At 62.7% G+C, this 24,641-nt stretch carries 23 protein-coding genes and 1 pseudogene; 7 read left to right on the plus strand and 17 right to left on the minus strand.

Annotated elements, in window-relative coordinates:
- Positions 1-28: 28 nt before the first annotated feature.
- Both D5400_RS17375 and D5400_RS17380 read right to left on the minus strand, forming a co-directional pair.
- Complete coding sequence (locus D5400_RS17375) at positions 29-823, minus strand: tRNA1(Val) (adenine(37)-N6)-methyltransferase (RefSeq protein ID WP_245451337.1); 795 nt, start codon at positions 821-823, stop codon at positions 29-31.
- Between the two features lie 7 nt (positions 824-830).
- Entirely contained in the window at positions 831-1,058 is a 228-nt protein-coding gene (locus D5400_RS17380) for a putative signal transducing protein (RefSeq protein ID WP_126011166.1), read from the minus strand.
- Positions 1,059-1,168: 110 nt separating this feature from the next.
- Between D5400_RS17380 and D5400_RS17385 the strand changes: the two genes are divergently transcribed.
- The 4 genes from D5400_RS17385 to moaB all read left to right on the plus strand — a co-directional run bounded on the left by D5400_RS17385 (position 1,169) and on the right by moaB (position 5,766).
- The gene (locus D5400_RS17385; protein WP_126011167.1) at positions 1,169-2,185 is read left to right on the plus strand and encodes a polyprenyl synthetase family protein; all 1,017 of its coding nucleotides are present in this window, start codon (positions 1,169-1,171) and stop codon (positions 2,183-2,185) included.
- A 147-nt stretch (positions 2,186-2,332) separates the two neighbouring features.
- A complete protein-coding gene (locus D5400_RS17390) occupies positions 2,333-4,234 on the plus strand; it encodes a tetratricopeptide repeat protein (RefSeq protein WP_126011168.1) in 1,902 nt (633 codons plus the stop codon).
- Positions 4,235-4,303: 69 nt separating this feature from the next.
- Positions 4,304-5,203, plus strand: coding sequence for a 4-(cytidine 5'-diphospho)-2-C-methyl-D-erythritol kinase (locus D5400_RS17395; protein WP_126013495.1), 900 nt, complete (start codon positions 4,304-4,306; stop codon positions 5,201-5,203).
- On the plus strand, positions 5,200-5,766 hold the full coding sequence (moaB, locus tag D5400_RS17400; RefSeq protein ID WP_126011169.1) for a molybdenum cofactor biosynthesis protein B: 567 nt from the start codon (positions 5,200-5,202) through the stop codon (positions 5,764-5,766). The genes D5400_RS17395 and moaB overlap by 4 nt, the downstream gene beginning before the upstream one ends.
- Here moaB and D5400_RS17405 read toward each other — a convergent pair.
- Positions 5,729-6,235, minus strand: coding sequence for a glycosyl transferase family 2 (locus D5400_RS17405; RefSeq protein WP_126011170.1), 507 nt, complete (start codon positions 6,233-6,235; stop codon positions 5,729-5,731). The genes moaB and D5400_RS17405 overlap by 38 nt on opposite strands.
- Positions 6,236-6,364: 129 nt before the next feature.
- On the opposite strand from D5400_RS17405, the gene D5400_RS17410 reads away from it, so the two are divergent.
- Positions 6,365-7,522: a PA0069 family radical SAM protein gene (locus D5400_RS17410; protein ID WP_126011171.1), complete on the plus strand. Its 1,158-nt coding sequence runs from the start codon at positions 6,365-6,367 to the stop codon at positions 7,520-7,522.
- Between the two features lie 290 nt (positions 7,523-7,812).
- Positions 7,813-8,478, plus strand: coding sequence for a ribonuclease HII (locus D5400_RS17415; RefSeq protein WP_126011172.1), 666 nt, complete (start codon positions 7,813-7,815; stop codon positions 8,476-8,478).
- Positions 8,479-8,543: 65 nt separating this feature from the next.
- On the opposite strand, the gene D5400_RS17420 is transcribed toward D5400_RS17415, so the two are convergent.
- The 13 genes and pseudogenes from D5400_RS17420 to D5400_RS17480 form a co-directional block, all read right to left on the minus strand.
- Positions 8,544-9,023, minus strand: coding sequence for a F0F1 ATP synthase subunit B (locus D5400_RS17420; RefSeq protein ID WP_126011173.1), 480 nt, complete (start codon positions 9,021-9,023; stop codon positions 8,544-8,546).
- A 10-nt stretch (positions 9,024-9,033) separates the two neighbouring features.
- Positions 9,034-9,627 (minus strand): F0F1 ATP synthase subunit B, encoded by a 594-nt coding sequence (locus D5400_RS17425; RefSeq protein WP_126011174.1) that lies wholly within the window; start codon positions 9,625-9,627, stop codon positions 9,034-9,036.
- An 82-nt stretch (positions 9,628-9,709) separates the two neighbouring features.
- Positions 9,710-9,937, minus strand: coding sequence for a F0F1 ATP synthase subunit C (locus D5400_RS17430; protein ID WP_126013498.1), 228 nt, complete (start codon positions 9,935-9,937; stop codon positions 9,710-9,712).
- A 79-nt stretch (positions 9,938-10,016) separates the two neighbouring features.
- On the minus strand, positions 10,017-10,766 hold the full coding sequence (locus tag D5400_RS17435; protein ID WP_126011175.1) for a F0F1 ATP synthase subunit A: 750 nt from the start codon (positions 10,764-10,766) through the stop codon (positions 10,017-10,019).
- Positions 10,767-10,834: 68 nt separating this feature from the next.
- Positions 10,835-11,200: an AtpZ/AtpI family protein gene (locus D5400_RS17440; protein ID WP_126011176.1), complete on the minus strand. Its 366-nt coding sequence runs from the start codon at positions 11,198-11,200 to the stop codon at positions 10,835-10,837.
- Between the two features lie 262 nt (positions 11,201-11,462).
- Positions 11,463-12,530, minus strand: a complete 1,068-nt coding sequence (locus tag D5400_RS17445; RefSeq protein ID WP_126011177.1) for a cell wall hydrolase — start codon at positions 12,528-12,530, stop codon at positions 11,463-11,465.
- Between the two features lie 323 nt (positions 12,531-12,853).
- A complete protein-coding gene (gene der, locus D5400_RS17450; RefSeq protein ID WP_126011178.1) occupies positions 12,854-14,293 on the minus strand; it encodes a ribosome biogenesis GTPase Der in 1,440 nt (479 codons plus the stop codon).
- A 337-nt stretch (positions 14,294-14,630) separates the two neighbouring features.
- Positions 14,631-15,281 (minus strand): annotated as a pseudogene (locus D5400_RS17455) (tetratricopeptide repeat protein); the annotation flags it as partial.
- Between the two features lie 190 nt (positions 15,282-15,471).
- Positions 15,472-16,053 (minus strand): NnrU family protein, encoded by a 582-nt coding sequence (locus D5400_RS17460; RefSeq protein ID WP_126011179.1) that lies wholly within the window; start codon positions 16,051-16,053, stop codon positions 15,472-15,474.
- A gap of 21 nt (positions 16,054-16,074) precedes the next feature.
- Positions 16,075-17,364 (minus strand): peptide antibiotic transporter SbmA, encoded by a 1,290-nt coding sequence (gene sbmA, locus D5400_RS17465; RefSeq protein ID WP_126011181.1) that lies wholly within the window; start codon positions 17,362-17,364, stop codon positions 16,075-16,077.
- 154 nt (positions 17,365-17,518) lie between these two features.
- Positions 17,519-18,679: a YbfB/YjiJ family MFS transporter gene (locus D5400_RS17470; RefSeq protein ID WP_245451338.1), complete on the minus strand. Its 1,161-nt coding sequence runs from the start codon at positions 18,677-18,679 to the stop codon at positions 17,519-17,521.
- Between the two features lie 11 nt (positions 18,680-18,690).
- Entirely contained in the window at positions 18,691-19,650 is a 960-nt protein-coding gene (locus D5400_RS17475; RefSeq protein WP_126011183.1) for a UDP-glucuronic acid decarboxylase family protein, read from the minus strand.
- 1 nt (position 19,651) lies between these two features.
- Positions 19,652-20,782, minus strand: coding sequence for a glycosyltransferase (locus D5400_RS17480; protein ID WP_126011185.1), 1,131 nt, complete (start codon positions 20,780-20,782; stop codon positions 19,652-19,654).
- A 268-nt stretch (positions 20,783-21,050) separates the two neighbouring features.
- On the opposite strand from D5400_RS17480, the gene D5400_RS17485 reads away from it, so the two are divergent.
- Positions 21,051-22,079, plus strand: coding sequence for a TerC family protein (locus D5400_RS17485; RefSeq protein ID WP_126011187.1), 1,029 nt, complete (start codon positions 21,051-21,053; stop codon positions 22,077-22,079).
- A gap of 66 nt (positions 22,080-22,145) precedes the next feature.
- On the opposite strand, the gene D5400_RS17490 is transcribed toward D5400_RS17485, so the two are convergent.
- Positions 22,146-24,632: a heavy metal translocating P-type ATPase gene (locus D5400_RS17490; protein WP_126013504.1), complete on the minus strand. Its 2,487-nt coding sequence runs from the start codon at positions 24,630-24,632 to the stop codon at positions 22,146-22,148.
- Positions 24,633-24,641 lie beyond the last annotated feature (9 nt).

The raw sequence follows: 24,641 nt of genomic DNA on the forward strand, positions 1-24,641 counted from the left end.
AGCGATCGTGCATCACGTGGCGGCCCGCTTAGCGGGGATAGTCGCACAGCCCGTTGTTCAGGGCGTCGACAGCCGGCGAAAAAGCATGGCTTTCGCCCTCGTGCATCACCAGCGGGGAGCGCAGGATGAGGGATGCCCTGCTTCCCTTGATCGCGGTGACGAGGATGCGGATCGCCGGTTCGCCCACACGCGGATGGATAGGCGTGACCTGGAGGCCACCGAAGCGGCGCCCGCATGCGGCGATGACGTCGCCGATCGAGACGGGCCTCGCGATGAGGGACAACTGCCCGCCGGGCTTGGCGATCGCGCATGCCGTGCGAATCCAGTTTTCGAACAGGCCTGTCGGCATGGCATGGGCTTCGGCCTTTATCCGGTCCGGCGTCTGGCGGTCTGCTTCCGGATTGAAGGGCGGGTTCATGACGACATGCTCGAAGGCATCGTCCTTGAGGCCCGCAGCGACACGCGCCCGCCCGGTCAGCGTCACGTCCGCCTCGACGATATCGACGCGATCGCGCAAATGCCGGTTCTGTTCGAGAGCGAGCGATCTGCGGGCGAAATCCGCCATCATCGCGGAGCGCTCGAACAGCGTGACTTGCAGTGCGCCAACGCGCGAAGAAGCTGCGAGACCGGCGGCGCCAGCACCGGCGCCGAGATCGGCGAGATGGCCTTTGGCCGATCCAGGCACCATCGCGGCCAGAAGCATGGCATCCATGCCGGCGCGATGGCCCCTGCCCTTCGGCTGCACGAGCGAAAAGCCGCCGCGATGGAAGGCGTCGACTGTCTCGGAGAATTGATCGTCTTTAAGGGCAGAAGATCCGGTCACCGAACTCTCACCGCTGTTCGCGCAGTTCCTGGCCGATGCCGGCGTCGATCATCAGGCGGCGGGCGGCGATCGCCTGGTCGGAATCGACGAGGATGCGCTTGGCAAGCACGCCGATCGACCCTTCCGCGATGCTCATGTTCTGGTCGGCGATGAAATAGCCGATCTCCGCTTCCTTCAGGAGGCTTTCGGCAAAGGAGATGATCACCGGATCGTTCGTCCTGATCAATTCCTCCATGGCCGTTCCTTTCATCATGGGCATCGCTGTGAGCGCGCCAATTCGCCACTTGCCGGGCAACCCGCCCCTTTCTATGCTTTCAACCGTAATTTGAACAGGAGTGTGAGCGCGTGGGCGTCGTCATCCCGCTGGACGAGAAAAAGAATCAGGCAGCGTCGGTCAAACCTTTGCAGGATTTGACGAAAGCCGACATGGAACGCGTCAATCAACTGATCCTCGCAAAGGCCGGCTCCCATGTGGAGATGATCCCGGAAATCGCGCGGCATCTGATTGCGTCCGGCGGCAAGCGACTGCGCCCTATGCTGACGCTCGCAGCTGCGCAGATGTGCGGCTATGCCGGCGATCATCACATCAAGCTCGCGACGTCTGTCGAGTTTATGCATACGGCGACGCTCTTGCATGACGACGTGGTGGATGAAAGCGACATGCGTCGCGGCTCCTCCACGGCCCGCATAATCTGGGGCAATCAGGCGAGCGTGCTCGTCGGCGACTTCCTGCTCGGCCAGGCCTTTAAGATGATGGTCGAGGTCGGTTCGCTGGATGCGCTGGACGTGCTTTCGAGCGCGGCCGCTGTCATCGCCGAAGGCGAAGTGCTGCAATTATCCGTCGCCAAGAACATGGAAACGACGGAAGACGACTATCTCGCCGTCATTCGCGCCAAGACCGCGGCTCTCTTTGCCGCAGCCGCCGAAGTCGGCCCGATCGTTGCCGGGTCCGACAAGGCGACGCGCAAGGCACTTTCTTCCTACGGCACCAATCTCGGCCTCGCCTTCCAACTCGTCGACGATGTGCTCGACTATGGCGGCAAGGCTGCCGATCTCGGCAAGAATGTCGGGGACGATTTCCGCGAGGGCAAGGTCACGCTGCCGATCGTCCTGTCCTACCGCCGCGGCACGGAAGACGAGCGCGCATTCTGGCGCTCGGCGATCGAAACGGGCGAGAACAACGACGTAGCCCTGGAGAAGGCGCTGGGTCTGATGACCAAGTACAATGCCTTGTCGGACACGATCGCACGCGCCAATCACTACGGCGACATGGCTCGCGACGCGCTCGCCCCGATGCCCGAATCACCGCACAAGGCGGCGCTGCTCGAAGTGATCGATTTCTGCATCAGCCGCGTAACCTGAGCGCGGAACGCCGGCCAAAGTGCGCTTTTCGGCGCACACAAAGGCGTGACCCGGCGCTTATTGCCAAGCCACCAAAAAAAGCCATGCTGTGCTGTCAGACGGTGGCCCAACAGGCGCGACCGTGCCGAAGACTGGAAGGGCTTGCGAATGTTGAAGGGATGGATCGAGCGGCTGGCAGGTTCGGCGGCGATCGGCGTAATTGCCGCGCTTGTCGGTGTCTCCGCTCCGATGTCGGCGAGTGCGCAAGAGGCGGCAGCGCCGCCGGCGGAAGCCGCAGAAGAGACCCCCGCCATCCCGCTGGATGCCGAATCGATCGGTAGCTTCGCAGGCGCATTCCTGGCAGCGCGCACCGCGGATGTGGATCGGGACACGGCGTCGGCCATCGGGTTCTATGCCAGAGCGCTCGCCTTCGATCCCAGCAACAACGAGATCAAGCAGCGCCTGATGCTCGCCCATATCGCCGAGGGCGAGTTCGAGGACGGGCTTGTCCTTGCCGAAGAGCTGAAGGACGACGCATCGATCGAACGGGCGACGGATCTCATCCGGGCCGTCGAAGCACTCCGCAATCGGGAATTCAACACGGTCGAGACGCTTCTCGACTATGATGGCGTCAACGAGCTCGACCGGCTGCTGTCCGGTTTGCTGCGCTCCTGGGCACGGCTTGGACAGGGCGAGACCGATGAAGCGTTGACGATGATCGACGAGCTCCAAGGGCCGGAGTGGTACGGCATCTTCCTCAATTTCCATGGCGGCTCCATCGCGGCGGCCGGCGGCAACGTCGCCGAGGCGCGCAGCCGGCTCAATGCGGCAATAACTGACCAGGCTGGAGGCGGCGCGGCCCCCGACACCTATATGCGCGCCGTCATGGCACTTGCGGCGCTGGAAGCGCGGGAGGGTAATCAGCAGGCTGCGCTCGACGTCATTTCCACCGGCGAGACCTTCTCTCCCGACTACGCGCCCTTGACCGCATTGCGCCAGTCAATCGAAGCCGGCGAGAACCCGCCTTCCGACATCGACACTGCGCAGGATGGCGCGGCTTCGGTCCTCCATACGATTGCTGCCGCGTTGAACCGCGAAGGCGCCGAAGAGATCGTGACGCTCTATCTCCAGCTGGCGCGCGTGCTCGATGCTGGCAACGCCGCGACGCTCATTCTTTTAGGCGGGCTTGCCGAGAACATGGAGCGCTCCGAACAGGCCATCGCGATCTACGAGAGCATTCCCGAGGATTCGCCGATGCGGCGCATCGCGGAGCTGCAGCTGGGGCTCAATCTCGCCGATCTTGGCCGGACGGATGAAGCGAAGGCTTATCTGCAGTCGTTGATCGAAGCCGATCCGAACGACATGCGTTCCTACCTCGCCTATGGCAGCGTGCTTTCCTCGGCCGAGCAGTACGACGAGATGGCCGCCAACTACGATCGTGCCGCCGAGGTGATCGGCGACGATGCGGATCGCAGACATTGGAATATCTTCTTCCAGCGCGGTATCGCTTACGAGCGCCTGAAAGAATGGGAGCAGGCCGAGCCGAACTTCCTGAAGTCGCTGGAGCTCTTCCCCAACCAGCCGCAGGTCCTCAACTATCTCGGTTATTCCTGGGTCGACATGAACATGAACCTCGACGAGGGCATGGAGATGATCGAGCAGGCGGTCGCGCTGCGCCCGAACGATGGTTACATCGTGGATTCGCTCGGCTGGGCCCACTACCGGCTCGGCGACTACGAAGCCGCGGTTCAGGAGCTGGAGCGCGCTGTGGAACTGCGACCGGCCGATGCGACGATCAACGATCACCTCGGCGATGCCTATTGGCGGGTGGGCCGCAGGCTCGAAGCTGTGTTCCAATGGAACCGCGCTTTGACACTGGAGCCGGAGGACGATCAGATCCCGTTGATCCAGGCGAAGATCGAGGACGGTCTGGACGACACGCCGCCGCCCGCAACGGCCAATGGTGGACCGGAAGAGAGCCGGACGCCTCCGGCTGTCGCCGATCCCGACGAGCGCTCCGATCTGCCTGAGTTGCACCGGACCTTCACACGGGATGTCGTTGCCCGCTAAGCCATGGTAGGCGCGATCGATCAGGATGGCACGCCTTCGGCCGTTTTGGCCGCAGGTGACCTTCGTGCGATGACGCGGGATGGTGCTGTCACCTCGCTCGTCACGCAGCATGCGGCCGCCAAGATCAATCTCGCGCTTCATGTGACCGGTCGGCGTTCAGACGGCTATCATTGGCTCGAGACGCTGGTCGTGTTCACCGAAGCCGGCGACACCCTGACGATCGAACCGGCGGCATCGGACAGTCTGGTGCTTTCGGGGCCGTTCAGCGACAAGCTCTCACACCATGAAAACAACCTCGTCAGCCGCGCCCGCGACCGCTTGCGGTCGGCGCTCGCGGCGAATGGACGGAGTGCACCGCCGGTAGCGATCCAACTCGACAAACATCTTCCGATCGCTTCCGGCATAGGCGGAGGTTCCGCAGATGCGGCGGCTGCGCTACGCGCCCTTCAGGCGCTGTGGCGTGCAGAAGATATCGATCTCAGAGCGTTGGCGCGCGATCTCGGGGCCGATGTTCCGATGTGCCTGTCTCGCCATCCTCAATTGGCCAGCGGCATCGGCGAGCAGACGAAGGCGATCGAAGGGTTTCCGGCCCTCGATCTCGTGCTCGTCAATCCGGGCGTGCATGTGGCGACGCCGGCGGTGTTCACCGCGCTTAGCCGCAAGGACAATCCGCCGCTGCCCTCTGTGTCAGGTCTCTCGACGCCGAGCAGCGTCATCGACTATCTGCGCGAGACGCGCAACGACCTGCAGCTACCCGCAATCGGACTGGCGCCGGAGATCGAACAGGCGCTCAAAGCGCTGGCGGCGAGCGATGCCCTCTTCTCCCGCATGTCAGGATCGGGCGCGACATGTTTCGGCCTCTATGCCGATCCACATCAGGCGGCACGCGCGGCCGCTCAAATCGCAGAACACGCGCCGAACTGGTATGTGAAAGCAACCCGCAGCTTCGCCACGGAGAACAGCCGATGAGCCGTATCGACGAAACCCGTTCCTTCGTTCCCGTCGGTATCGCGGTGCTGACGGTCTCCGACACGCGTTCGATCGCAGAGGACCGTTCCGGCGACACGCTGGTTGCGCGCATCGAAGAGGCCGGGCATGTGCTGAAAGAGCGGGCCGTCGTCACCGACGATATCCCCGCCATTCGCGAGCAGGTGCTGAAATGGAGCAAGCGTGCGGATATCGACGTGATCATCTCGACCGGCGGGACGGGGTTTACGGGTCGCGACGTCACGCCCGATGCTCTCGAGCCGATCTTCGAGAAGCGGATGGACGGCTTTTCCGAAGTCTTCCACCGAATTTCCTATGACAAGATCGGCACATCCACCATCCAGTCGCGGGCGACCGGCGGCGTGGTAAACGCGACCTTCGTCTTCGTGCTGCCGGGCTCCCCCGGCGCCTGCAAGGATGCCTGGGACGGCATCCTGAAGCTTCAGCTCGACTACCGGCACATGCCGTGCAATTTCGTGGAAATCATGCCGCGGCTCGACGAGCACCTCAAGCGGGGCGCGGCGACCGCCCGGCCGGCACGATAGCGCAATCCAGCGTCACCGGCTTGACCAGCTTCGCCACGTCGCGAAGGCCAACTGCCCCTTCGAGCCGCGGCGCGATGGCGCTTTTCTTGACGACCAGCCCGAAAGCGAGCGCCGAGCGCTGCTGGCGGAAGCGCTCCAGTACCGACGCCCGCACTTGTTGCGCGCGCTTGAAACGCGCCGGGCGACCATCATAGCCGAGATGCGACGCAAGACGATCGATCCAGCCAGGCAACAGCCGAGCCCCCGGCTCGATCATCATCAACCAGTCTGAGCGCGCCCTCAGCAGCGCCTCATAGACCTCCGAGGACGGGCGGATCCGGCAACCGGCGGCATCTGCTACAGTGCGCGACGCTTCGTTCATGCCACGATCGATGATGGTGACATCGCTGATGACGCCTTCGACCGCACCGGGCACGAGCATGGCGAGCGTCATCGCCAGCGCTTCGTCATCCTGGCCTGCTTCTATCAAAACGGAGATCATCCTCTCGATTTAGACTATTGCAGCGCACAATGCCAATGCCGCAATATGTTCTTGTTTTGTTTCGTTTGGTCGTATAGGAATAAAGTCATCAACACGCGATTCCCGATGGAGGCGCAGATGACGGCCCTGACCAACCTGAAGAACACGGCGTTTTCGGAACTGCATCGGCCGGATATTGCGGACTTTCTGGTCCGGCAATCGGAACTGCGGGTCAGCGACGAGCGTCGTCGCGGCCGTGGTGCAGGTCTCAATCCTGCTGGCAGGTTCGAGACCGAAAGCCGTCATGTGTTCGATGATGGCTGGGAGACGCTCGAAGACCTGCCGCCCTTCCAGACCAAGGTGCAGGTCGAGAAGCCGCGGACGATCATCACGCGCAACCAGTCGCCCGACATTTCCTTCGATCGGTCGATCAATCCCTATCGTGGGTGCGAGCATGGTTGCATCTATTGTTTCGCCCGGCCGTCCCACAGCTATATGGGCCTCTCCGCCGGTCTGGATTTCGAATCGCAGCTCTTCGCCAAGCCCGATGCGGCAAAGCTTCTGGAGCGCGAGCTGGCGAAGCCGGGCTACGTGCCGCGCTCCATCGCGATCGGCACGAACACCGACCCCTACCAGCCGATCGAGCGCGAGTGGCGCATCATGCGGCAAGTGCTCGAAGTGCTGTCGGCCGCGAACCATCCTGTCGGCATTGTCACCAAGTCGGCATTGGTGACACGCGACATCGATATCCTCGGCCCGATGGCGGAGAAGGGTCTTGCCAAGGTGGCGCTGTCGATCACGACGCTCGACCGCAAGCTCGCCCGCAGCATGGAGCCGCGCGCATCGACACCAGCGAAACGCCTGGAAGCCGTGCGCACACTGAGCGAAGCCGGCATACCGGTCTCAGTGATGACGGCGCCGATCATTCCAGGGCTCAACGATCACGAGATCGAGCGGCTTCTCGACTCTGCGGCCGCCGCAGGCGCCAAGGAGGCAGGCTACGTGCTGTTGCGGTTGCCGCATGAGGTGAGCCCGCTCTTTCGCGACTGGCTGCTGCGCAATTACCCCGACCGCTATCGGCATGTGATGTCGCTCATTAGGTCGATGCGGGATGGGAAGGATTACGATGCGGAGTTCGGCAAGCGGATGCGTGGGGCCGGTCCCTATGCCTGGCAGCTTGGGCGCCGCTTCACGCTCGCAGCCAAGCGGCTTGGCCTGAACACGAGCCGTAGGCAGTTGCGCACCGACCTCTTCGTCCCGCCGCTCGGCAATGGGGTGCAGTTGGCGCTGCTTTGAGCTTGGCGCGCATTTCGCTTTGACAGACGCCGTCCGCCGCAAACGCGGCGCCTGTCATGGTCTCGAGCAAAACGGCCGGCCCTGCCCCATCCGTCGCCCGTTTCGAGACCTCGATGGACGGGCCGTCGCATCCTGGTGGATGTGGCGGCCCGCCCTCGCTTTTGTTGGGCACGCCGCCCGCTTTTGTTGGGCACGCCGCCCGCTTCCATATGACTTCTTCAAGCTCAAGTCACAGCTTTGGCTTCGCGCCAGTCTTGCCGGTTCCGCGACGCGATGCGAAAAGCGGTGGCATGAGTCGCACCAAGAAAAAGCCCGAACCCGAGCTTCTGTTCGAGTTTCCGCAAGGTCCCGATTTTTCGCTGGAGCTGGCTGCGATCAGCCGGGGGCTCCGTCTGATCGCCGGGCTCGACGAGGCCGGGCGCGGGCCGTTGGCCGGGCCGGTCGTCGCAGCAGCGGTGGTATTCCGCGCGGGTGCCGTGCCCGAAGGGCTCGATGATTCCAAGAAGCTGACGGCGAAACGCCGCGAAGAGCTCTTCGATCAGATCCTTGCAAGCGGTGATGTGTCGATTGCCTCGTCATGCCCAAGGCGCATCGATGCGATCGACATTCGCAAGGCAAGCCTCGACGCGATGCGCCGCGCGCTTGCAGGTCTCCCAGAGATGCCCTGCCATGCGCTGATCGACGGTCGCGACGTTCCGCCAGGTCTTGCCTGCGGGGGTGATGCCATCGTCAAGGGTGACGCGCGCTCGCTCTCCATCGCAGCCGCCTCAATCGTCGCCAAGGTGGTACGCGATCGCATGATGGCCAGGCTCCATCACAGCTATCCCGATTACGGCTTCCAGCTCCATGCGGGCTATCCGACAGAGATGCACCGCAAGGCCTTGGCGCTCGTCGGACCCTGCCCGCTGCACCGCCTGAGCTTCCGCCCGATCAAGGTTGACGGACAGATCGGTTGATCTGAAACGGAAAAAGGCCGGACGTTTCCGCCCGGCCTCGAATTCAGCCCGATATCAATCGAAGCTTAGTTCAGACGCTGCTTCACTTCGCCGATCGACTTGTCGAACAGCGCCTTCTGCACGCTGGCATCGGCGCGCTCGACGATGATGCGCTCTGCGGCAGCGATTGCGAGGTTGACGGCCGAGGCCTTCACTTCGCTGACCGCATCGGCTTCCGCCTGAGCGATCTTTTCTTCGGCCATGGCCGTGCGACGCGTCACATATTCCTCGGTCTTCGCCTTGGCTTCACGCACGATGGCCTGAGCCTCGCGCTCTGCAGACTGGACGATCTCGGAGGCTTCCTGCTCAGCATCCTTACGGCGGCGCTGATACTCGGCCAGCAGCTGCTGGGCTTCTTCACGCATGCGCCGCGCTTCGTCGAGTTCGTTGCGGATGGCATCGGCGCGCTTGTCGAGCGCCTTTGCCATCATGCCCGGAACCTTCAGATAGGCGATCAGGCCGAGGAAGAGGATCAGGGATACAAATGCCCAAAATGTCGAGTCCATCGGGCGCTCCCTATTCTTCGTTGGCGACAGCCTTGACGGCTGCGCTTGCGGTTGCCGGAGTTACCGTAGAACCGGTCAATTGTTCGACGATGGCGACGGTCGTATCTTCGGCGATGACATCGACTTCGCCAAGTGCGCGCGCCTTGATTTCGGTGATGCGCTTTTCGGCTTCGGCCATCTTGGCGGCGAGATCCGATTCGATCTGCGTGCGCTCGATGTCGGCCTCGGCCTTTGCATCGTCGCGTGCCCGCTGACCGATCAAGCTTGCCTTGGACTTCGCTTCGGCAAGTTCCTGCTCATAGGCAGCGATGGCCTCATCTGCTTCGCTTTTCAGCCGCTCGGCCTCATCGAAATCCGACGCAATGCGGTCGCGGCGGTTTTCGAGAATGCCGCCGATGCGCGGGACGATGACCCGCTGCATGAAGAGATAAAACAGCCCGAAAGTGATCGCGAGCCAAAGAAGCTGCGACGCAAAGGTCGAGGAGTCGAAAGGCGGGAACAGGCCAGACCCTTCGGCACCATGATCTTCCACACCGGTCTCGGTGTTGAGGTTCTCGGTCGGGACCGGTTCCGCATCCTGGGCGAATGACGGGGTAACGAGCATTATCCTCTCCGCATATGGGGATCGGCCACGCCTGCCGCTTCAGGCGGAAGGGCGTGGCCGAAAGGCATGCACTGCGTTCGTATCAGACTGCGAAGAGGAGCAGCAGAGCGACGAGCAGCGAGAAGATGCCGAGAGCTTCCGTAACGGCGAAGCCGAATACGAGGCGGCCGAACTGGCCGTCTGCAGCAGACGGGTTGCGCAGAGCGCCCGAGAGGTAGCTGCCGAAGATGTTGCCGAGGCCGAGGGCGGTGCCCGCCATGCCGAGACAAGCCAGACCGGCGCCGATGTAACGTGCTGCTTCCGCTTCCATAGTGAACTCCTTCATCAAGATTGGTGCGGTTTAAGGATACCGGCGGACGGATGCCGGCGATGTCGTGCGAACCCTGCGTCTAGTGTCCAGGATGCAGGGCGTCGTTGAGGTACATGCAGGTCAGAACGGCAAAGACGTAGGCCTGCAGGAAGGACACAAGAAACTCGAGACCCGTCAGCGCGATCGTCATCAAGAGCGGCAGGATCGAGCCGACGACACCGAGCGCACCGAGCGCGCTCATGGAGGTGACGAAGCCGGCGAAGACCTTGAGCGTGATGTGACCGGCCAGCATGTTCGCGAAAAGACGAACGGAAAGGCTGATCGGACGCGACAGGAACGAAATGACTTCGATGGCCGAAACGAGCGGCACGATCAAAGGCGGCACCCCATGGGGTACGAACAATTTGAGAAAGCCGATACCGTGCTTCATGAAACCGTAAACGATGACGGTTCCGATCACGAGCATGGCAAGCGCGAATGTCACGATGATGTGGCTGGTCACCGTGAAGAAATACGGCACCATGCCCATCAGATTCGCCACGAGAACGAACATGAACAGGGAGAAGACGAGCGGGAAGAACCGCATCCCTTGCGTCCCCGCCCCTTCGCGCAACATGTTCGCGATGAACTCGTAGGACATTTCGGAGATCGACTGCATCCGGCCCGGCACCAGACCGCGATTGGCCGTCGTCAGGAACAGGAACCCGCCGGCAGCGGCAACCGTCGCAACCATGAACAGCGAGGAGTTGGTGAAGGAGAAGTCCAGATTCCCGATCTCGATTGGGACCAGTCGTGAAATCTGAAACTGTGAGATTGGATCGTCTGCCAATTTCCTGCCCCGTCCATCGCTCGATTGTGAGCGGAATTTCTACTTGCCGTCGACGCGACGACCGATTGTCATAGTTTTGGCCGGTCGGCAACCTTGCCGACGGACCTAAGCACATTCAAAACGCCGGCGGCGAAGCCAAGCATCAATAAAACGATCAATCCCCAGGGCGATGTTTCGAAATAACTGTCGAAACCGTACCCAAGGATGGCGCCGACCGCGATGCCAGCGATGAACTCGCTCGACACCTTGACGGCGACACCCCAGCCCGTATCCGAACCGTCCCGGTCCTTCTCCGCCTGGAGCGCGGACTTCTCGCGCTGCTTGCCGATCGATGCGGCCAAGGCATCGCGGCGTCTGGCCAACTCGGCATCGTCGAACGGCTGCGACCGGTTGTTCGCGTCGTCCTTGCCGTTTTCTGGCAATGTCTCGCGCATACCGAACTCTTTCGAGAATGTTCGACCTGTAAGGCCTTGCCGAGCGGCCGAAAGGCTGCCCTGAAGTCGGGCGCACCATAGTTTTAGGGTGTTTTATAGTCAAGGCGACGACATGCCTATTCAGCTTCGCCGTTTGACATCTCGAATCAAGGACTTAGCTTGATCCCAGCGCTACATCTCGGGATGCGCCAATATGTCCGGGTCCGCGCAACGCCGGCATCAGACGATCGTTGGCGCCTCCACGCTCGATAGGCCGGAGCGGTCAGCTCCAGCCGCCGCCGTGGGTGCGGTAGAAGATGTGAAGGCCGATCTTGCCCATCCTGGACATGGAACGGGCCCAGCGCGGATTGACGTAGGTCGCGTGGTAGTGCGTCGAAGAACCGACTTCAGAAAGCCAGATCTTGCCGGCCGTCGTCGCCATGGCGATCTCCTCGGCAATGTCCCAGTGACGCGGCGAGCGCACGACATCGGGGATGCGGTCGCAGGCAAACGAGAACTGGCAGCGATTGCGCCAATTCTTGTTCTGGTAGACGACGCCGCAGATCGTGTTCGGATAGGCGGGATTGCGCACCCGATTGAGAATCACCTGGGCGACTGCCGCCTGCCCCTTCACGCTTTCGCCACGCGCTTCGAAATAGATGCCTTCCGCGAGGCACTTCTGCTCAGCTGCGGTAAAAACGCGCGGCGGGAGCGGCGTGGATGCCCAATAATGGTCATTGTCGAGCACCGGCGGAATGAAGCGGCCGGTTTCTTCCTTTTCCCGAAGGACGGACGCGAAGGGTGATTCTGTCGCGTAATTCGGACCGGTCGGCGCATAGGCAGTGGCGAGCACATCGGGCCGGTCGTTCGTCACCAGATCGGCAAGCATCGAGGATACGCCGTTCACCGATGGCTGCTCATGCGGGTAGAAGGTCTGCGCGATTTGGATTTCCTTGCCGTCGAATTCCGGGGCGACGAAGGCCATCAGGCTGCTGTCGTCCAGCGCTTCGGGACGAAAGAGACTGGATGTGCGCTCCAGAATGGAGCCGGCCGAAAAGGCCTTGGGCGGCTGGATCGGGGCGATGGACAGGATGCGCCCGCGCTTGGACGAGCGGTTCACGCGATCCTCGTCCGCCGTCACGCCGTTCTTGTCGTCGGCGCCGCGAAAGGCGATGCGCTCGCCGTCCTGAAGCTCGACGCCGGCACCAACTGTGCCGGTCGTCATCGCGTCGGCGAACCTGAATTCGGCTGTGTGGAGCGAGCCCGCCGGTGCGGCGATCATGTGAGCCCGCCACCGGGCCGACGTGTCCGTCTGGCCGACCATGCTCGCCATGTCGGAAAACGCCGTCATGGATGGGCTCGCAAGGAGGCCTACCCAGGCAAACAGGAGCGGCGCCGCCCATGCAGCGCGTCCGGTCTTCAGTTTGCGTGTCTGTCGCTTCGATCCACGATTACGCCCCGCCACTTGCACACTCCAACACCCGAACTCGTCCTGATCCCTATGCGCTGAGAATGATTGATTAACCTTGATGGGAGGTTAACCGCGGCGGGACAGGCGTGCGGATGCGGCACGTAGGTGCGATTCGAGGTCAGAATGGGACGATCCGTCGTTCAGAACGCGGCAAGACAGATCGCCGCACGCAACTCGGCGATTCGCCGAGACGATCAATCGCTCTAGTAGATCTTGCGCGTCTTCTTCGGTGCGAACGGATTGTCGGACTTGCGGTAGCTCAAGCGAATCGGAACGCCAGGCAGGTTGAAGTCGACCCGCAACTGGTTCGTCAGATAGCGCGTGTAGGACGCCGGCAGCGCATCGGGCCGCGTGCAGGACACGATGAAGCCCGGCGGACGCGCCTTGATCTGCGTCATGTATTTGAGCTTGAGGCGTCGGCCGGCCACTGCCGGTGGCGGATGCTGCGCCGTCACCTGTTCCAGCCAGCGGTTCAGCTTGGCGGTCGAGATGCGGACGTTCCACACCTTGTGGGTGTCAACCACGGCCTGCATGAGCTTGTCGAGGCCTTCGCCGGTCTTGCCGGCGACGGGGACAGCTCGGATGCCACGTGCCTGCGGCAGGAGCCGCTCGGTCATTTCGCGCAATTTCGCCAAGGTCTCCTGGCGATCCTCGATGGCATCCCACTTGTTGAAGGCGAGCACCAGCGCACGGCCTTCACGAAGCACGAGATCGGCGATCTGCAGATCCTGCTTTTCGAAGGGGATCGCCGCATCAAGAACGACGATAACGACTTCAGCGAATCGAATGGCACGCAGCGCATCGGCTACGGAGAGCTTTTCCAGCTTTTCCTGAACGCGGGCCTTTCGACGCATGCCCGCCGTATCGAACATCTTGATGCGACGACCGCGCCAATCCCATTCGACGGAGATCGAATCACGCGTGATGCCGGCTTCGGGGCCGGTAAGCAGCCGCTCATAGCCCACGAAGCGGTTGATCATGGTCGACTTGCCGGCGTTGGGACGGCCGACAACGGCGACGCGCAGCGACTTCGTCTCGTCATAGGCGGGCTCCGGCGCGTCCTCGTCGTCGTCCGTGTCGAGCGGTACGTCGACATTGGCGATCGCCTGGTCGTCCTCGTCTTCGACCTCCTCCGGGAAGGCGCGGTCCTCGCCGATCTTTTCGACGATCGCGTCGCGCAGATCGAGCATGCCCTCGCCGTGCTCGGCCGAAATAGGGCATGGATCGCCGAGGCCGAGATTGTACGCATCGAGGAAACCGGCGTCCGAGCCACGCGCTTCGGACTTGTTGGCCACCAGAACGACAGGCTTGGCCTTGCGGCGCAGAATTTCGCCAAAGGCAGCATCGACCGGGGTGACGCCGACCTTGGCGTCGATCAGGAACAGCGTCAGGTCGGCCTCGTCGATGGCGGCCTCGGTCATGCCGCGCATGCGCCCTTCGAGCGTTTCGGCGCCGCTTTCTTCCAGACCAGCCGTGTCGATGATGGTGAATTCGAGGTCGATCAGCCGCGCATCGCCCGGCCGGCGGTCGCGCGTGACGCCGGGCGTATCGTCGACGAGCGCCAGCTTCTTGCCCACAAGGCGATTGAAGAGCGTCGATTTGCCGACATTCGGCCGTCCAACAATGGCGACGGTGAAACTCATATTGTTATCCTGCCGTGGGCGCGCCCATGACCTGTTAAAGACGCGCTTCGGGCCCGTAGCGGGCCCGAGAAAGAGGTGTTGCCGTCATCGCTGCCCTTGGCGGGCGTCAGGACGGGTCTTCGGCTTCCAACGATTCCAGAGGAACCGTTTCCGGTGCCGTATTCAATTCGCCATTGCCTTCGGCCGGAGCAATAGCATCGTTTGCAGGCTCATCGGAAGCGGCATCTGGTGCGTTGCCCGGCATGAGGCCGGGCGCCAGGTCCTCGAGCGACAGCGGCGCAGCGGGAGGTGCAGCAGGCGGCTGGCTCGGCGGCGCCGTCGAAGCGTCGGGATCATAGGCGGCGATCACTTCGAGCATGATCTCCGCGCGCTCGGCCGAGGCCGGCGTCGCCTGACCATCGGACGCGATCCGGTCGAACCAGCCTTGCGCAGTTTCGATGTCTTCGGCGCGCCAGGCCGCAAGACCAAGCGCTTCGCGCGCCGAATGGCGCATGGCGTGATCATCGTTTTCGGCGAGATCATTCACGACAGCCACGACGTCATCGTAGGAGCCATGGTCGACGAGGAGATAGGCGGCCCTGATGCGGGCAGCTTCCCGGATGGCGATGGGAACCGAGGTGTCATCACCGATCGCCCGGAAATCGGCTACGGCCGCGTCGACGTCGCCGGCCTCGGCCTTCAGCGTCGCCGCACGCATGCGCGCCAGCACGGGATAGGAGCCGAAACCATTCGCCTCCAGCGCGCTCAACGCGGCCAGCGCCTCGTCGGTGCGGCCTTCGCGTGCATGGGTCAGCGCTTCGAGAAAAGCATCGCCGGCCTGCGAGGCCTGCTGCGCGCGCCAATAGGTGTAACCACCCCAGGCAGCGGTCGCCGCGATGATGACGATGACGGCCGTGATGATCATCCAGCCGAAACGGCTCCAGAAGGAGCGCAGCCGCTCGGAGCGCACATCCTCGTTCACTTCACGGAAGAAACTGTCGTCGGCCATTCCAAATCCCGTCATGCAGCCGCGCAGCGCTCAACCGGCAACTGCCCTTGGCATCCACTTCGCGCGCCTGCCGATCTGCAGGCTCCGTTCGAAAGCACTCAAATTCGCACAAGCCGGCCTTCTAGACGATTTTGCGCGTCGTGTAAGGGGGCGGTGCCTGTTTTAGCGCCGGAAGAGATCGACTGGCTTCTCAGCCTATCGGTGAAACGCCGATCAGCCAGAGGTGCAAGCGCCACACGAATAGGAGATAGAGCACGATCCCCGCGACCAGCGCGATGATGTCGCCACGAGAGGAAACGGCAACCGGCAGCCGGGTCTCACCGGCACGCAGCCGTCGCTTCTCCGAGATGCGATCGGCCACGGCCCATGCCAGAAAGCTCGCGAACAGGATGAAGGACGCGAGATCGCCATTGGCAAGCAGATGCGCGAGCGCCCAGATCTTCACCGCAAGCAGCATGGGATGCTTCACCGCCGCCTTGATGCGACCGGTCGGCCCCTGAGATGCGACAAGCAGGATCATCGCCGGCAGCATCAAGAGCAATGCGATATGCCGCGTCCAGACGGGCGGATCGTAAAAGATCGGCGCGGTCATCCGGGCCTGACCGTAACCCCAGACGAGGATCACGAACCCGATGAGGGCCACAATCGTGTAGAGGCCTTTCCAGGCCCCCTCCCCCCGGCGCGCTATGAAATTGCGCCGGAAATCCGGCGCGACGATGCGCGTCGAGTGAATGCCGAGGAAGATGACGATGCCGAGGATCAACAGCAACACGATGGATCAGTCCTCTTCGATCTAAGCCGACGGTGTCAGCGGAGCCGGCGGCTCCGCTGCGGGATTCGGGCCATGTTCAGCCAGATATTTCTCGTCGATCGAAGGCAGTTTACCACCGAAGATCGCAGCCTCGAATGCGGCCAGACGTTTGTGGATCGACAGAAGTTCGACAATCGTCGTCCAGGAGTTGATCAGGAACTGGAACGAGGACGAAACCTGGCCGAACGCCGTCAGGATCTGCTGCCAGATGCCAAGCGTGATGGCGCCGGCGACGACCGTTGGGACGAGGATGATATTCAGGTAGATCGCATCCGCCTGGATGTAGAATCCACGGGCGATGTTGAAATACATGTAGTGGAAATAGAGCCGGAAATAGTTGCGGCGCACATTGCTGAAGAGTTCGCGCACTGTCGGCGGCTGCGCGCGCTCGGCGTGGTCTTCACCGTAAACGAGTTCTTTGCGGTAAGCCGCCTCGACGCGCTGATTCTTGAACTCCAGTCCCGGCAGCTTGATGCCGACTGCCGCGAGAAGCACGGTCCCGAAGATCGACCAGAACAGAAGCGCGGTGAAGAGCGGCTTGGGAATCTGCCCGAGTAGCGGCACTTCGGTGATGTAGTCAGACAGAACCCATAGCACCGGCAAGAACGCGAACAGGGTCATGATGGCGTCGATCAGGGCGACACCCAGACCTTCCATGATCGCGGCGAAGCGCATCGTGTCTTCCTGAACACGCTGCGAGGCACCTTCGATGTGGCGCACCCGGGTCCAGAACGACATGTAGAAATCGTTCATCGCCTGGCGCCAGCGGAAGATGTAGTGGCTGACGAAGAAGCGGACAGCCACGAAGATCGCCATGGACAGGAAGGCGATCTGCGCGAATTGCAGGATGAGGATGTAGAAATCCACCTCCTGAACATCTCCTTCACCGCTGAGCGCGGTCTGGAACAGGTCGAAGAACGGTCGGCGCCAATTGTTGAGCGCGACGCTGATCTGCACCGAGAAATAAGTGGTGAAGATGATGAGGGCGGAGCCCAGCACCGACCATGTCTGCCACGGATGCGGCGCGTACCATGCCCAGAAGCCGGCGAACATGGCCGTCGCCACCGCGAAGACCAGATAAAACCACATGAATTCGGGGGTGACGAAATATCCGAGCCCGATGATCGGAGCACTGCCAGGCGGCGAGAACTGGAAGCCGATTGCCTGAGCGACGCTGTCGCCGATCGTGTACCAGAAGGCTACGACGCAGGCGGTCCAGAGAAGCGCTGACAGAAAGAAGGGTTTCGGCTTCGGGAAGAAGGATTCGAACACGTGACCTCGAACTGTCTCAGATTGTACGGGGGCTTCAGTGGCCGGTGGCGACGCTAGGACACTTGCCTGCCCACCGCAACGGACAACCCCAACCATGACAAAGGTTTAATCTTGTCTTCCCCCGCGAAGATGGCAGGAAAATGCGGGGTGTCTCTCAAGCGCGAGCGGAGCGAACGACCAGGGCAGCCGACAGGATTAGAGCGAAGGCGGCGAGAAGGCTGGCAATGAGATAACTGCCCGACCGTTCCGCGAGATAGCCTGCGACCACCGGCCCGACGATCTGCCCGATGCCGAAGGCCGCGGTCATGAAGGAGAGGCTACGCCGCTGACTGTCGGGCGCAAGCGATCGCGCAAACTGCAGCCCGTAAGCGGTGATGACCACGAAGGTCGCGCCCAGAAGAAAGCCACCAACGAGGGGCCCTAAAGGCGATGGCAAGAGGACGCTCGCTGCCACGCCGAGTGCCTCGACAAGGCAACCCGCCGCCATCACCTTCGCTACGCCGAACCGTTTGACCAGGGGCTGGGCGGCCGCCACCGACACGGCCGCTGCAAGCCCTGTCAAAAGCCACACGAGCGCTTCAAAGCCGACACTGCCGCCATCCGAACGGATGATCGCGATCAGGAACGTCGCAGTGACGATGTAGCCGAAGCCGAAGATGCCGTAGCCCGCTGTCAGCGCGACAAGACGCGGCGACCACGTCAGGGGCTGTTCCCGCCCGCTTGCGCCGCTCACGGCCGGAACAGGCGCAGGCAGGAAGGCGATGGCGAACAGCAGGCCGCAAGCTGACAAAGCAGCCATTGCGAGCCAGGACTGCACGGAGCCCTGCCCCGCGAAACCGAGCGCGCCCACCAGCACCGCCGACAGCGCCATGCCGATGCCGACCCCGCCGAAATGCACCGACTGCACGATGGGCCTCCCGGCGCGCGCGCCATGGCCAAGCACGATGCCGGCGGAAAAGATCATCAGAAACGCGCTTGCCAGGCCGGCGGCAAAGCGCAGCAGCGCAAAGGCGGCAACGTCGTCTGCGACGGCCATTGCAGCAAGCAGCACCGTGTTTGCGGCAATCGCACCGATTGCGATGCGCCGCTCATGCCCCGAGGCCCAGCCAAAGGCGGCGAGGACCGCGCCGACCAGATAGCCGGCGTAATTGGCGGATGCGATGAGACCGGCCTGGGCTGCATCGATGCCCAGTTCGGCCATCATCTGCGGCAGGATCGGTGTGAAGGCAAAGCGGCCGATCCCCATGCCGACGGCCATCGTCACCATGCCGGCAAGCGCAACCGTCCAGAGTGGCTTTGCGGTGGCGCTTGTCATCGCGGTACCCGTTATGCGGCTTCCAGCTGCCGGAAATAATCGATCGTGCGCTGCATGCCCTCCTCCAGCGTCACCTTCGGTACCCAGCCGAGCGTCGTACGCGCGCGGGTGATGTCCGGCTGGCGCTGCTTCGGATCGTCGGTCGGAAGCGGCTTGTAAACGATGCTGGACGATGAGCCCGACATGGCGACTGCCCGCTCGGCGAGTTCGCGGATCGTCATCTCGCGCGGGTTGCCGATATTGATGGGGCCGGTCACCGTGTCGTCGGTGTTCATCAGGCGGACGAGACCGTCGATGAGGTCGTCGACATAGCAGAAGGAGCGGGTCTGCGAGCCATCGCCATAGAGCGTGATCGGCTCGCAGCGCAGCGCCTGGATGATGAAGTTGGACACGACGCGGCCGTCGGCGGGATGCATGCGCGGGCCGTAGGTGTTGAAGATGCGTGCCACCTTGATGGCGAGGCCCATCTGGCGGTGATAATCGAAGAACAGCGTTTCTGCGCAGCGCTTGCCCTCGTCATAGCAGGAGCGCGGGCCGATCGGGTTGACGTTGCCCCAGTAATCCTCCGTCTGCGGATGGACGCTCGGATCGCCATAGACCTCACTGGTCGATGCCTGAAGGATCTTGCACTTCAGCCGCTTGGCGAGCCCGAGCATATTGATCGCGCCATGCACCGAAGTCTTCGTCGTCTGGACGGGATCGTACTGGTAGTGGATCGGCGAAGCGGGACAGGCGAGATTGTAGATCTCGTCGACCTCGACATAGAGCGGAAATGTCACATCGTGGCGCAGGAATTCGAACCGCGGATTGCCGTGCAGATGGTCGATGTTGCGCTTTGAACCTGTGAAGAGATTGTCGAGGCACAACACTTCGTGGCCTTCGGCAAGCAACCGATCCGTCAGGTGCGAGCCGAGGAAGCCGGCGCCACCGGTGATGAGAATACGCTTGCGGCTGTCCATCAGTCTCGGCATGTCATTGATCTCTCTCTTGTCGTGCGTCTGCAGGCTCGCCTGCCCATTCGGCAAGCAGTGCCTCGGTGATGGCCCGTTCCGTCAGGTTCGACAGGGCATGCGTGCGGGCAGCTAGCGCCATGGCCTGGAGCCGCTCCTTGTCGCTCAGCGCTGCCACGACGCGCTCGATCGCTCCTGCTTCCTCGTCCGGGTAATAGACGAGGCAGTGGCGGTCGACCTCCAATGGGCGGTACCGATCGATGGTCGGCGCATTGACGAGCGGAACAGAGCCCGCGATCGCCGCCTCCATATGGCGGTAACAATCCCAGCCAAGCCCTTCCGGCGACAGCGTGATCCAGGCCTTTGCGCAGCGCGCCATGAAAGCATCGAGAGGCAAGCGACCTTCAGGAACATCGACCGTCACACCGGCGGCGCGCAGCGCCGCGATCAAGGCAGGCATGCGCGACCGGACATGGCTGTTGCCGTCGATCCCGCCGGCGAAGAACACATCCGCCGTCTTGTCAGCGCCGAATGCCTTATCCGCCGCTTCGGTCTGCTGCCTGTTGAGGCCGAGGCCGATCGGCTTCAGCTTTGCGAGCCGCTTCAGCCAGCGCGGCTTGCGGCGAAAGCTTGCGCCGGGAAGTCGCCGATGGCCGGAGCCGTAGAACACCTGCCAATGATCCACGGGCAGCTCGCGCTTGTAATAAGCATCTGCCTTGTCGATCCAGGCGAAGTGGTGGGCCGGAACGCCGAAACTGTCGGATCGCTCGATCACAATGAGCGGCTTCAGCGCAACGAAGCGCAGGAGTTCGAAGAAGAGCGGGCTGGTCAGTGCCCCCCAAGTCGAGCGGATATCGCCCCGAACCAGCGAGAATTTGAGCGCCGCCAAAAACGATCGCGGCTGCCAGCCGGCATAAAAAGGCGGGTGGACGACGACCAGACGATAAAGGCCGCGCCGCATCGCCCGGCGGATCGCCAGGACATCTCGCAGTCCGAGATAAGGGCGACCCTGGCGCAGATCGGCGCGGTAGCTTGCGTAAAACGCCTCCGTCCTCTCCGGCATGGCCCAATGAAAAAGGCCGGTCTCGCCGATCTCGAGGATATCCCGCTTTGAAGGGGCATCCAGCCCTTTATCGACGTCCAATTCCGGCACCTGGCCTCTCCAATCGCAGCGGCGCTCTTCTATCGGATCGAAGGCGTCAAGGCGATGGTGAAATCGCTCCCCGTCGTCACCACTGCTTGTCGCGCAACGGTTGCGCAACCATTCACGAAAAATTTGGCCAAGGCCTCTTGATCGTCGGAAGGCCTGGCTTTATCTGCGGCCCCGTAACGCAGCTCCGGGCCCCTCTGGCGAAAGCTTCCGACCCACTTCGTGATGTCGGGCTGCAAACACCAACCTTTGGGTCGGCGGCGTTATATTCATGGACTTTCTCTTTTACGGCTTTCTCGGCCAGCCACTCTGGATGTGGCTTGGCTTCATCACGCTCGTTATCGTCCTTCTCGTTTTCGACCTCGGCGTTCTTCACAAGGACACGCGTGAGATCGAAATGAAGGAAAGCCTGCTTCTGTCGGGCTTCTACATCACCCTTGGCCTGCTCTTCGGCGGTTTCGTCTGGTACCAGCTCGGGCCCCAATCGGGCATGGAGTACCTCACGGGCTTCGTGGTCGAAAAGAGCCTCGCGATGGACAACATCTTCGTCATCGCGATGATCTTCTCCTATTTCGCGATCCCCCGTCAGTACCAGCACCGCGTGCTTCTCTACGGTATTCTCGGCGTGATCATCCTGCGCGGCATCATGATTGCTGCGGGTGCCGCTATCGTCGAAAACTTCGAGTGGGTGCTTTACCTCTTCGCCGCGTTCCTGGTCTTCACCGGCGTTAAGATGCTCTTTGCGTCCGATCACGGCTATGATGTCGCGAACAATCCCGTGCTCAAGTTCATGCGCAAGCGCTTCCGCGTCACGGATCAGCTGCACGGCCACAACTTCGTCGTGAAGCAGGAAGACCCGAAGACCGGCAAGCTGAAGACCTTTGCCACGCCGCTGCTTCTGGCGCTGGTTCTGGTCGAAATCGCCGACGTGATCTTCGCCGTCGATTCGATCCCGGCCATCTTCGCGATCACGACCGACCCGTATATCGTTTACACGTCAAACATCTTCGCGATCCTTGGCCTGCGAGCGCTCTATTTTGCGCTTTCGGCGATGATCCACCGCTTCGTGTACCTGAAATATGCGCTCTCGATCGTGCTGATCTTCATTGGCTCGAAGGTCTTCCTGGCTGACATGCTGGGTCTTGCAAAGATCCCGCCGGCCGTATCGCTCTCGATCACGCTCGGCATCCTGCTGACGGGTATCTTCGCCTCGCTCTGGGTGACCCGCAAGGAAGAGCGCGAAGCGGCACCTGCAGCCGATTCGCCTGAAGCCAATCCGGCCGAGAATTTCGGCCGCTAAGCGGGTACGCGATCATTGAACAGAAAGGGCGCGGCCTTGCGGCTGCGCCCTTTTTTTCGTTGCCGGTCAGGCGCTGATGCTGAAGCGACGAAGCCGAAGCGCGTTGGCAAGCACGAAGACGCTCGAAAGCGCCATGGCGCCGGCTGCCAGGATCGGCGAAAGCAATATCCCGAAGGCCGGGTAGAGCACGCCCGCGGCAACGGGGATCAGCGCTGCATTGTAGGCAAACGCCCAGAACAGGTTCTCGCGGATGTTGTGCATCGTCGCCCGCGACAGGGCGATCGCGGTCGGAACACCGGTCAGCTTCCCCGAGACCAGAACGACATCAGCTGCCTCGATCGCGATGTCCGTGCCCGTGCCGATCGCGATGCCCACATCCGCCTCGGCAAGCGCCGGCGCGTCGTTGATGCCGTCGCCGACATAGGCGACCCCTGAGCCATCGGCTTTTAGCCTGCGGATCGTTTCCACCTTGCCATCCGGCAGGACTTCGGCAACCACCTCGTCGATGCCAAGCTGACGCGCGATCGCCTCGGCGGTTTGGCGGTTGTCGCCGGTGATCATGACGACCTTGAGCCCCAGAGCGTGCATGGCGTGGATCGCACCGGACGTGGACGGCTTGATCGGATCGGCCACCGCCACGATGGCCGCAAGCCGCCCATCAACCGCGGCATAAAGAGGGCTCTTTCCTTCGCCGGCAAGCCGCGTTGCGATCTCGGCAAACCGGCCCGTTTCGAGCCCAAGGCTCGCCATGAACCGATCGGCGCCGATCTCGACTCGGCGCCCTTCTGCTACGCCGCGAATGCCGAAACCGGTAACGCTTTCGAATGACGTGACCGCCGGCAGCTGGAGCCCGTCTTCTTCGGCGGCCTCGACGATGGCACGCCCGATCGGGTGCTCCGACCGCTCCTCGACGGCGGCGATGAGGGACAGGATTTCGCTGCGCGCGAAGCCATCGGCAGCGTGAAGATCGGTGAGTGCAGGCTTGCCCTCGGTCAGCGTGCCGGTCTTGTCGAGCGCGACCACTCGGGCATCCTTCAGGCTCTGCAGTGCCTCGCCCTGCCTGAACAGCACACCGAGTTCCGCTCCCCTGCCCGTGCCGACCATGATCGATGTCGGCGTCGCCAGGCCCATGGCACAGGGACACGCGATGATGAGCACCGCGACCGCATTGACCAGCGCGAAGCTCATGGCCGGCTGCGGCCCGAAGATCAGCCAAATAAGGAAGGTCAGCGCGGCAGCCAGCATCACCGCCGGCACGAACCAGAGCGTGACCCGGTCGACCAGCGCCTGGATCGGCAGCTTGGAGCCTTGCGCCTCCTCCACCATGCGGATGATCTGCGCCAGCATCGTGTCGCGACCGATCGCCGTGGCGCGCACCGTGAGAGCGCCTGTCTGGTTGATGGTCCCGCCAACCACGGCGCTTCCCGGTCGCTTCTCGACCGGCACGGGCTCGCCGGTCAGCATCGCTTCGTCGACGAAGGAGCTGCCTTCGACCACCTCGCCATCGGCTGCGAGCCTTTCGCCGGGCCGCACATCCACGAGGTCACCCAGGCGAATTTCGGAGGCATCCAATTCGAGCGTCTTGCCGTCGCGATGGATCCGCGCTGTCTTTGGCTGGAGGCCGACGAGCCGCTTGATGGCATCCGACGTCCGGCCCTTTGCCCGCGCTTCCAGATAGCGGCCTGCAAGGACCAGCGAGACGATGACGGCAGCAGCCTCGAAATAAACGTTGACGGTGCCGGCCGGTAAGAGCTGCGGCGCGAGCGTCGCCACCAGTGAATAGGAGAAGGCGGCAAGCGTGCCGACGGCGACCAGCGAGTTCATGTCCGGCGCTCCCTTAAGAAGCGCAGGCAGGCCGATGCGATAGAAGCGCAGGCCGGGCCAGAAGAGCACGATGGCGGTCAGAACAAGCTGGATCAGCCAGCTGGTCTGCATGCCGATCGTCCCCATGACCCAATCATGGATCGCGGGCACCGTGTGGGAGCCCATCTCAAGACCGAAGACCGGAAGCGTCAGAGCTGCCGCAATCAACAGATCGCGCTTGAGCGCGAGCCGCTCGGCATCGCGCCGCGCCGCGTGGTCTTCCGCGTTCCGATCGCCCTGCAGCATGTGCGCCTCGTAACCGGCGCCGTTAATGGCGGCGATCAGATCTTCGGTGTTTACGGATACATCGGCAGTGATTGCGGCCCGTTCGCTGGCGAGGTTGACGGACGCAGTTCGTACGCCGGGCACGGCGGCAAGAGCCCGTTCGACCCGCCCCACGCAGGAGGCGCAGGTCATGCCGTCGACTGCGAGTTCGTGCCGTGCGGCCGGCACCTCGTAGCCTGCATCCTCGATGGCTGCGACCAAAGCCCTGCGATCGACCGGGCCCTGCAGCGCTATATCGGCCCGCTCCGTCGCCAAGTTCACATGGGCTGCGGTCACGCCTTCGACCCGCGTCAGCGCTTTTTCAACGCGGCCCACACAGGAGGCACAGGTCATGCCGACAACAGGGATCGTCAATTTCCGCGCCAACGCCGCAGGTGTGACGCCAATTTCGCGTGAGTTCTGCATCGCGGTCAC

This window comes from Georhizobium profundi (assembly GCF_003952725.1).
Classification (GTDB): domain Bacteria; phylum Pseudomonadota; class Alphaproteobacteria; order Rhizobiales; family Rhizobiaceae; genus Georhizobium; species Georhizobium profundi.

What these genes read in the sequence shown, in the direction of transcription:
- D5400_RS17380 (WP_126011166.1), bottom strand. Translation starts at nt 1,058, where the DNA reads ATGGAGGAATTGATCAGGACGAACGATCCGGTGATCATCTCCTTTGCC.
- D5400_RS17390 (WP_126011168.1), top strand. Translation starts at nt 2,333, where the DNA reads ATGTTGAAGGGATGGATCGAGCGGCTGGCAGGTTCGGCGGCGATCGGC.
- D5400_RS17395 (WP_126013495.1), top strand. Translation starts at nt 4,304, where the DNA reads ATGACGCGGGATGGTGCTGTCACCTCGCTCGTCACGCAGCATGCGGCC.
- moaB (WP_126011169.1), top strand. Translation starts at nt 5,200, where the DNA reads ATGAGCCGTATCGACGAAACCCGTTCCTTCGTTCCCGTCGGTATCGCG.
- D5400_RS17410 (WP_126011171.1), top strand. Translation starts at nt 6,365, where the DNA reads ATGACGGCCCTGACCAACCTGAAGAACACGGCGTTTTCGGAACTGCAT.
- D5400_RS17415 (WP_126011172.1), top strand. Translation starts at nt 7,813, where the DNA reads ATGAGTCGCACCAAGAAAAAGCCCGAACCCGAGCTTCTGTTCGAGTTT.
- D5400_RS17420 (WP_126011173.1), bottom strand. Translation starts at nt 9,023, where the DNA reads ATGGACTCGACATTTTGGGCATTTGTATCCCTGATCCTCTTCCTCGGC.
- D5400_RS17425 (WP_126011174.1), bottom strand. Translation starts at nt 9,627, where the DNA reads ATGCTCGTTACCCCGTCATTCGCCCAGGATGCGGAACCGGTCCCGACC.
- D5400_RS17430 (WP_126013498.1), bottom strand. Translation starts at nt 9,937, where the DNA reads ATGGAAGCGGAAGCAGCACGTTACATCGGCGCCGGTCTGGCTTGTCTC.
- D5400_RS17440 (WP_126011176.1), bottom strand. Translation starts at nt 11,200, where the DNA reads ATGCGCGAGACATTGCCAGAAAACGGCAAGGACGACGCGAACAACCGG.
- D5400_RS17445 (WP_126011177.1), bottom strand. Translation starts at nt 12,530, where the DNA reads ATGACGGCGTTTTCCGACATGGCGAGCATGGTCGGCCAGACGGACACG.
- der (WP_126011178.1), bottom strand. Translation starts at nt 14,293, where the DNA reads ATGAGTTTCACCGTCGCCATTGTTGGACGGCCGAATGTCGGCAAATCG.
- D5400_RS17470 (WP_245451338.1), bottom strand. Translation starts at nt 18,679, where the DNA reads ATGACAAGCGCCACCGCAAAGCCACTCTGGACGGTTGCGCTTGCCGGC.
- D5400_RS17475 (WP_126011183.1), bottom strand. Translation starts at nt 19,650, where the DNA reads ATGCCGAGACTGATGGACAGCCGCAAGCGTATTCTCATCACCGGTGGC.
- D5400_RS17485 (WP_126011187.1), top strand. Translation starts at nt 21,051, where the DNA reads ATGGACTTTCTCTTTTACGGCTTTCTCGGCCAGCCACTCTGGATGTGG.
- D5400_RS17490 (WP_126013504.1), bottom strand. Translation starts at nt 24,632, where the DNA reads ATGCAGAACTCACGCGAAATTGGCGTCACACCTGCGGCGTTGGCGCGG.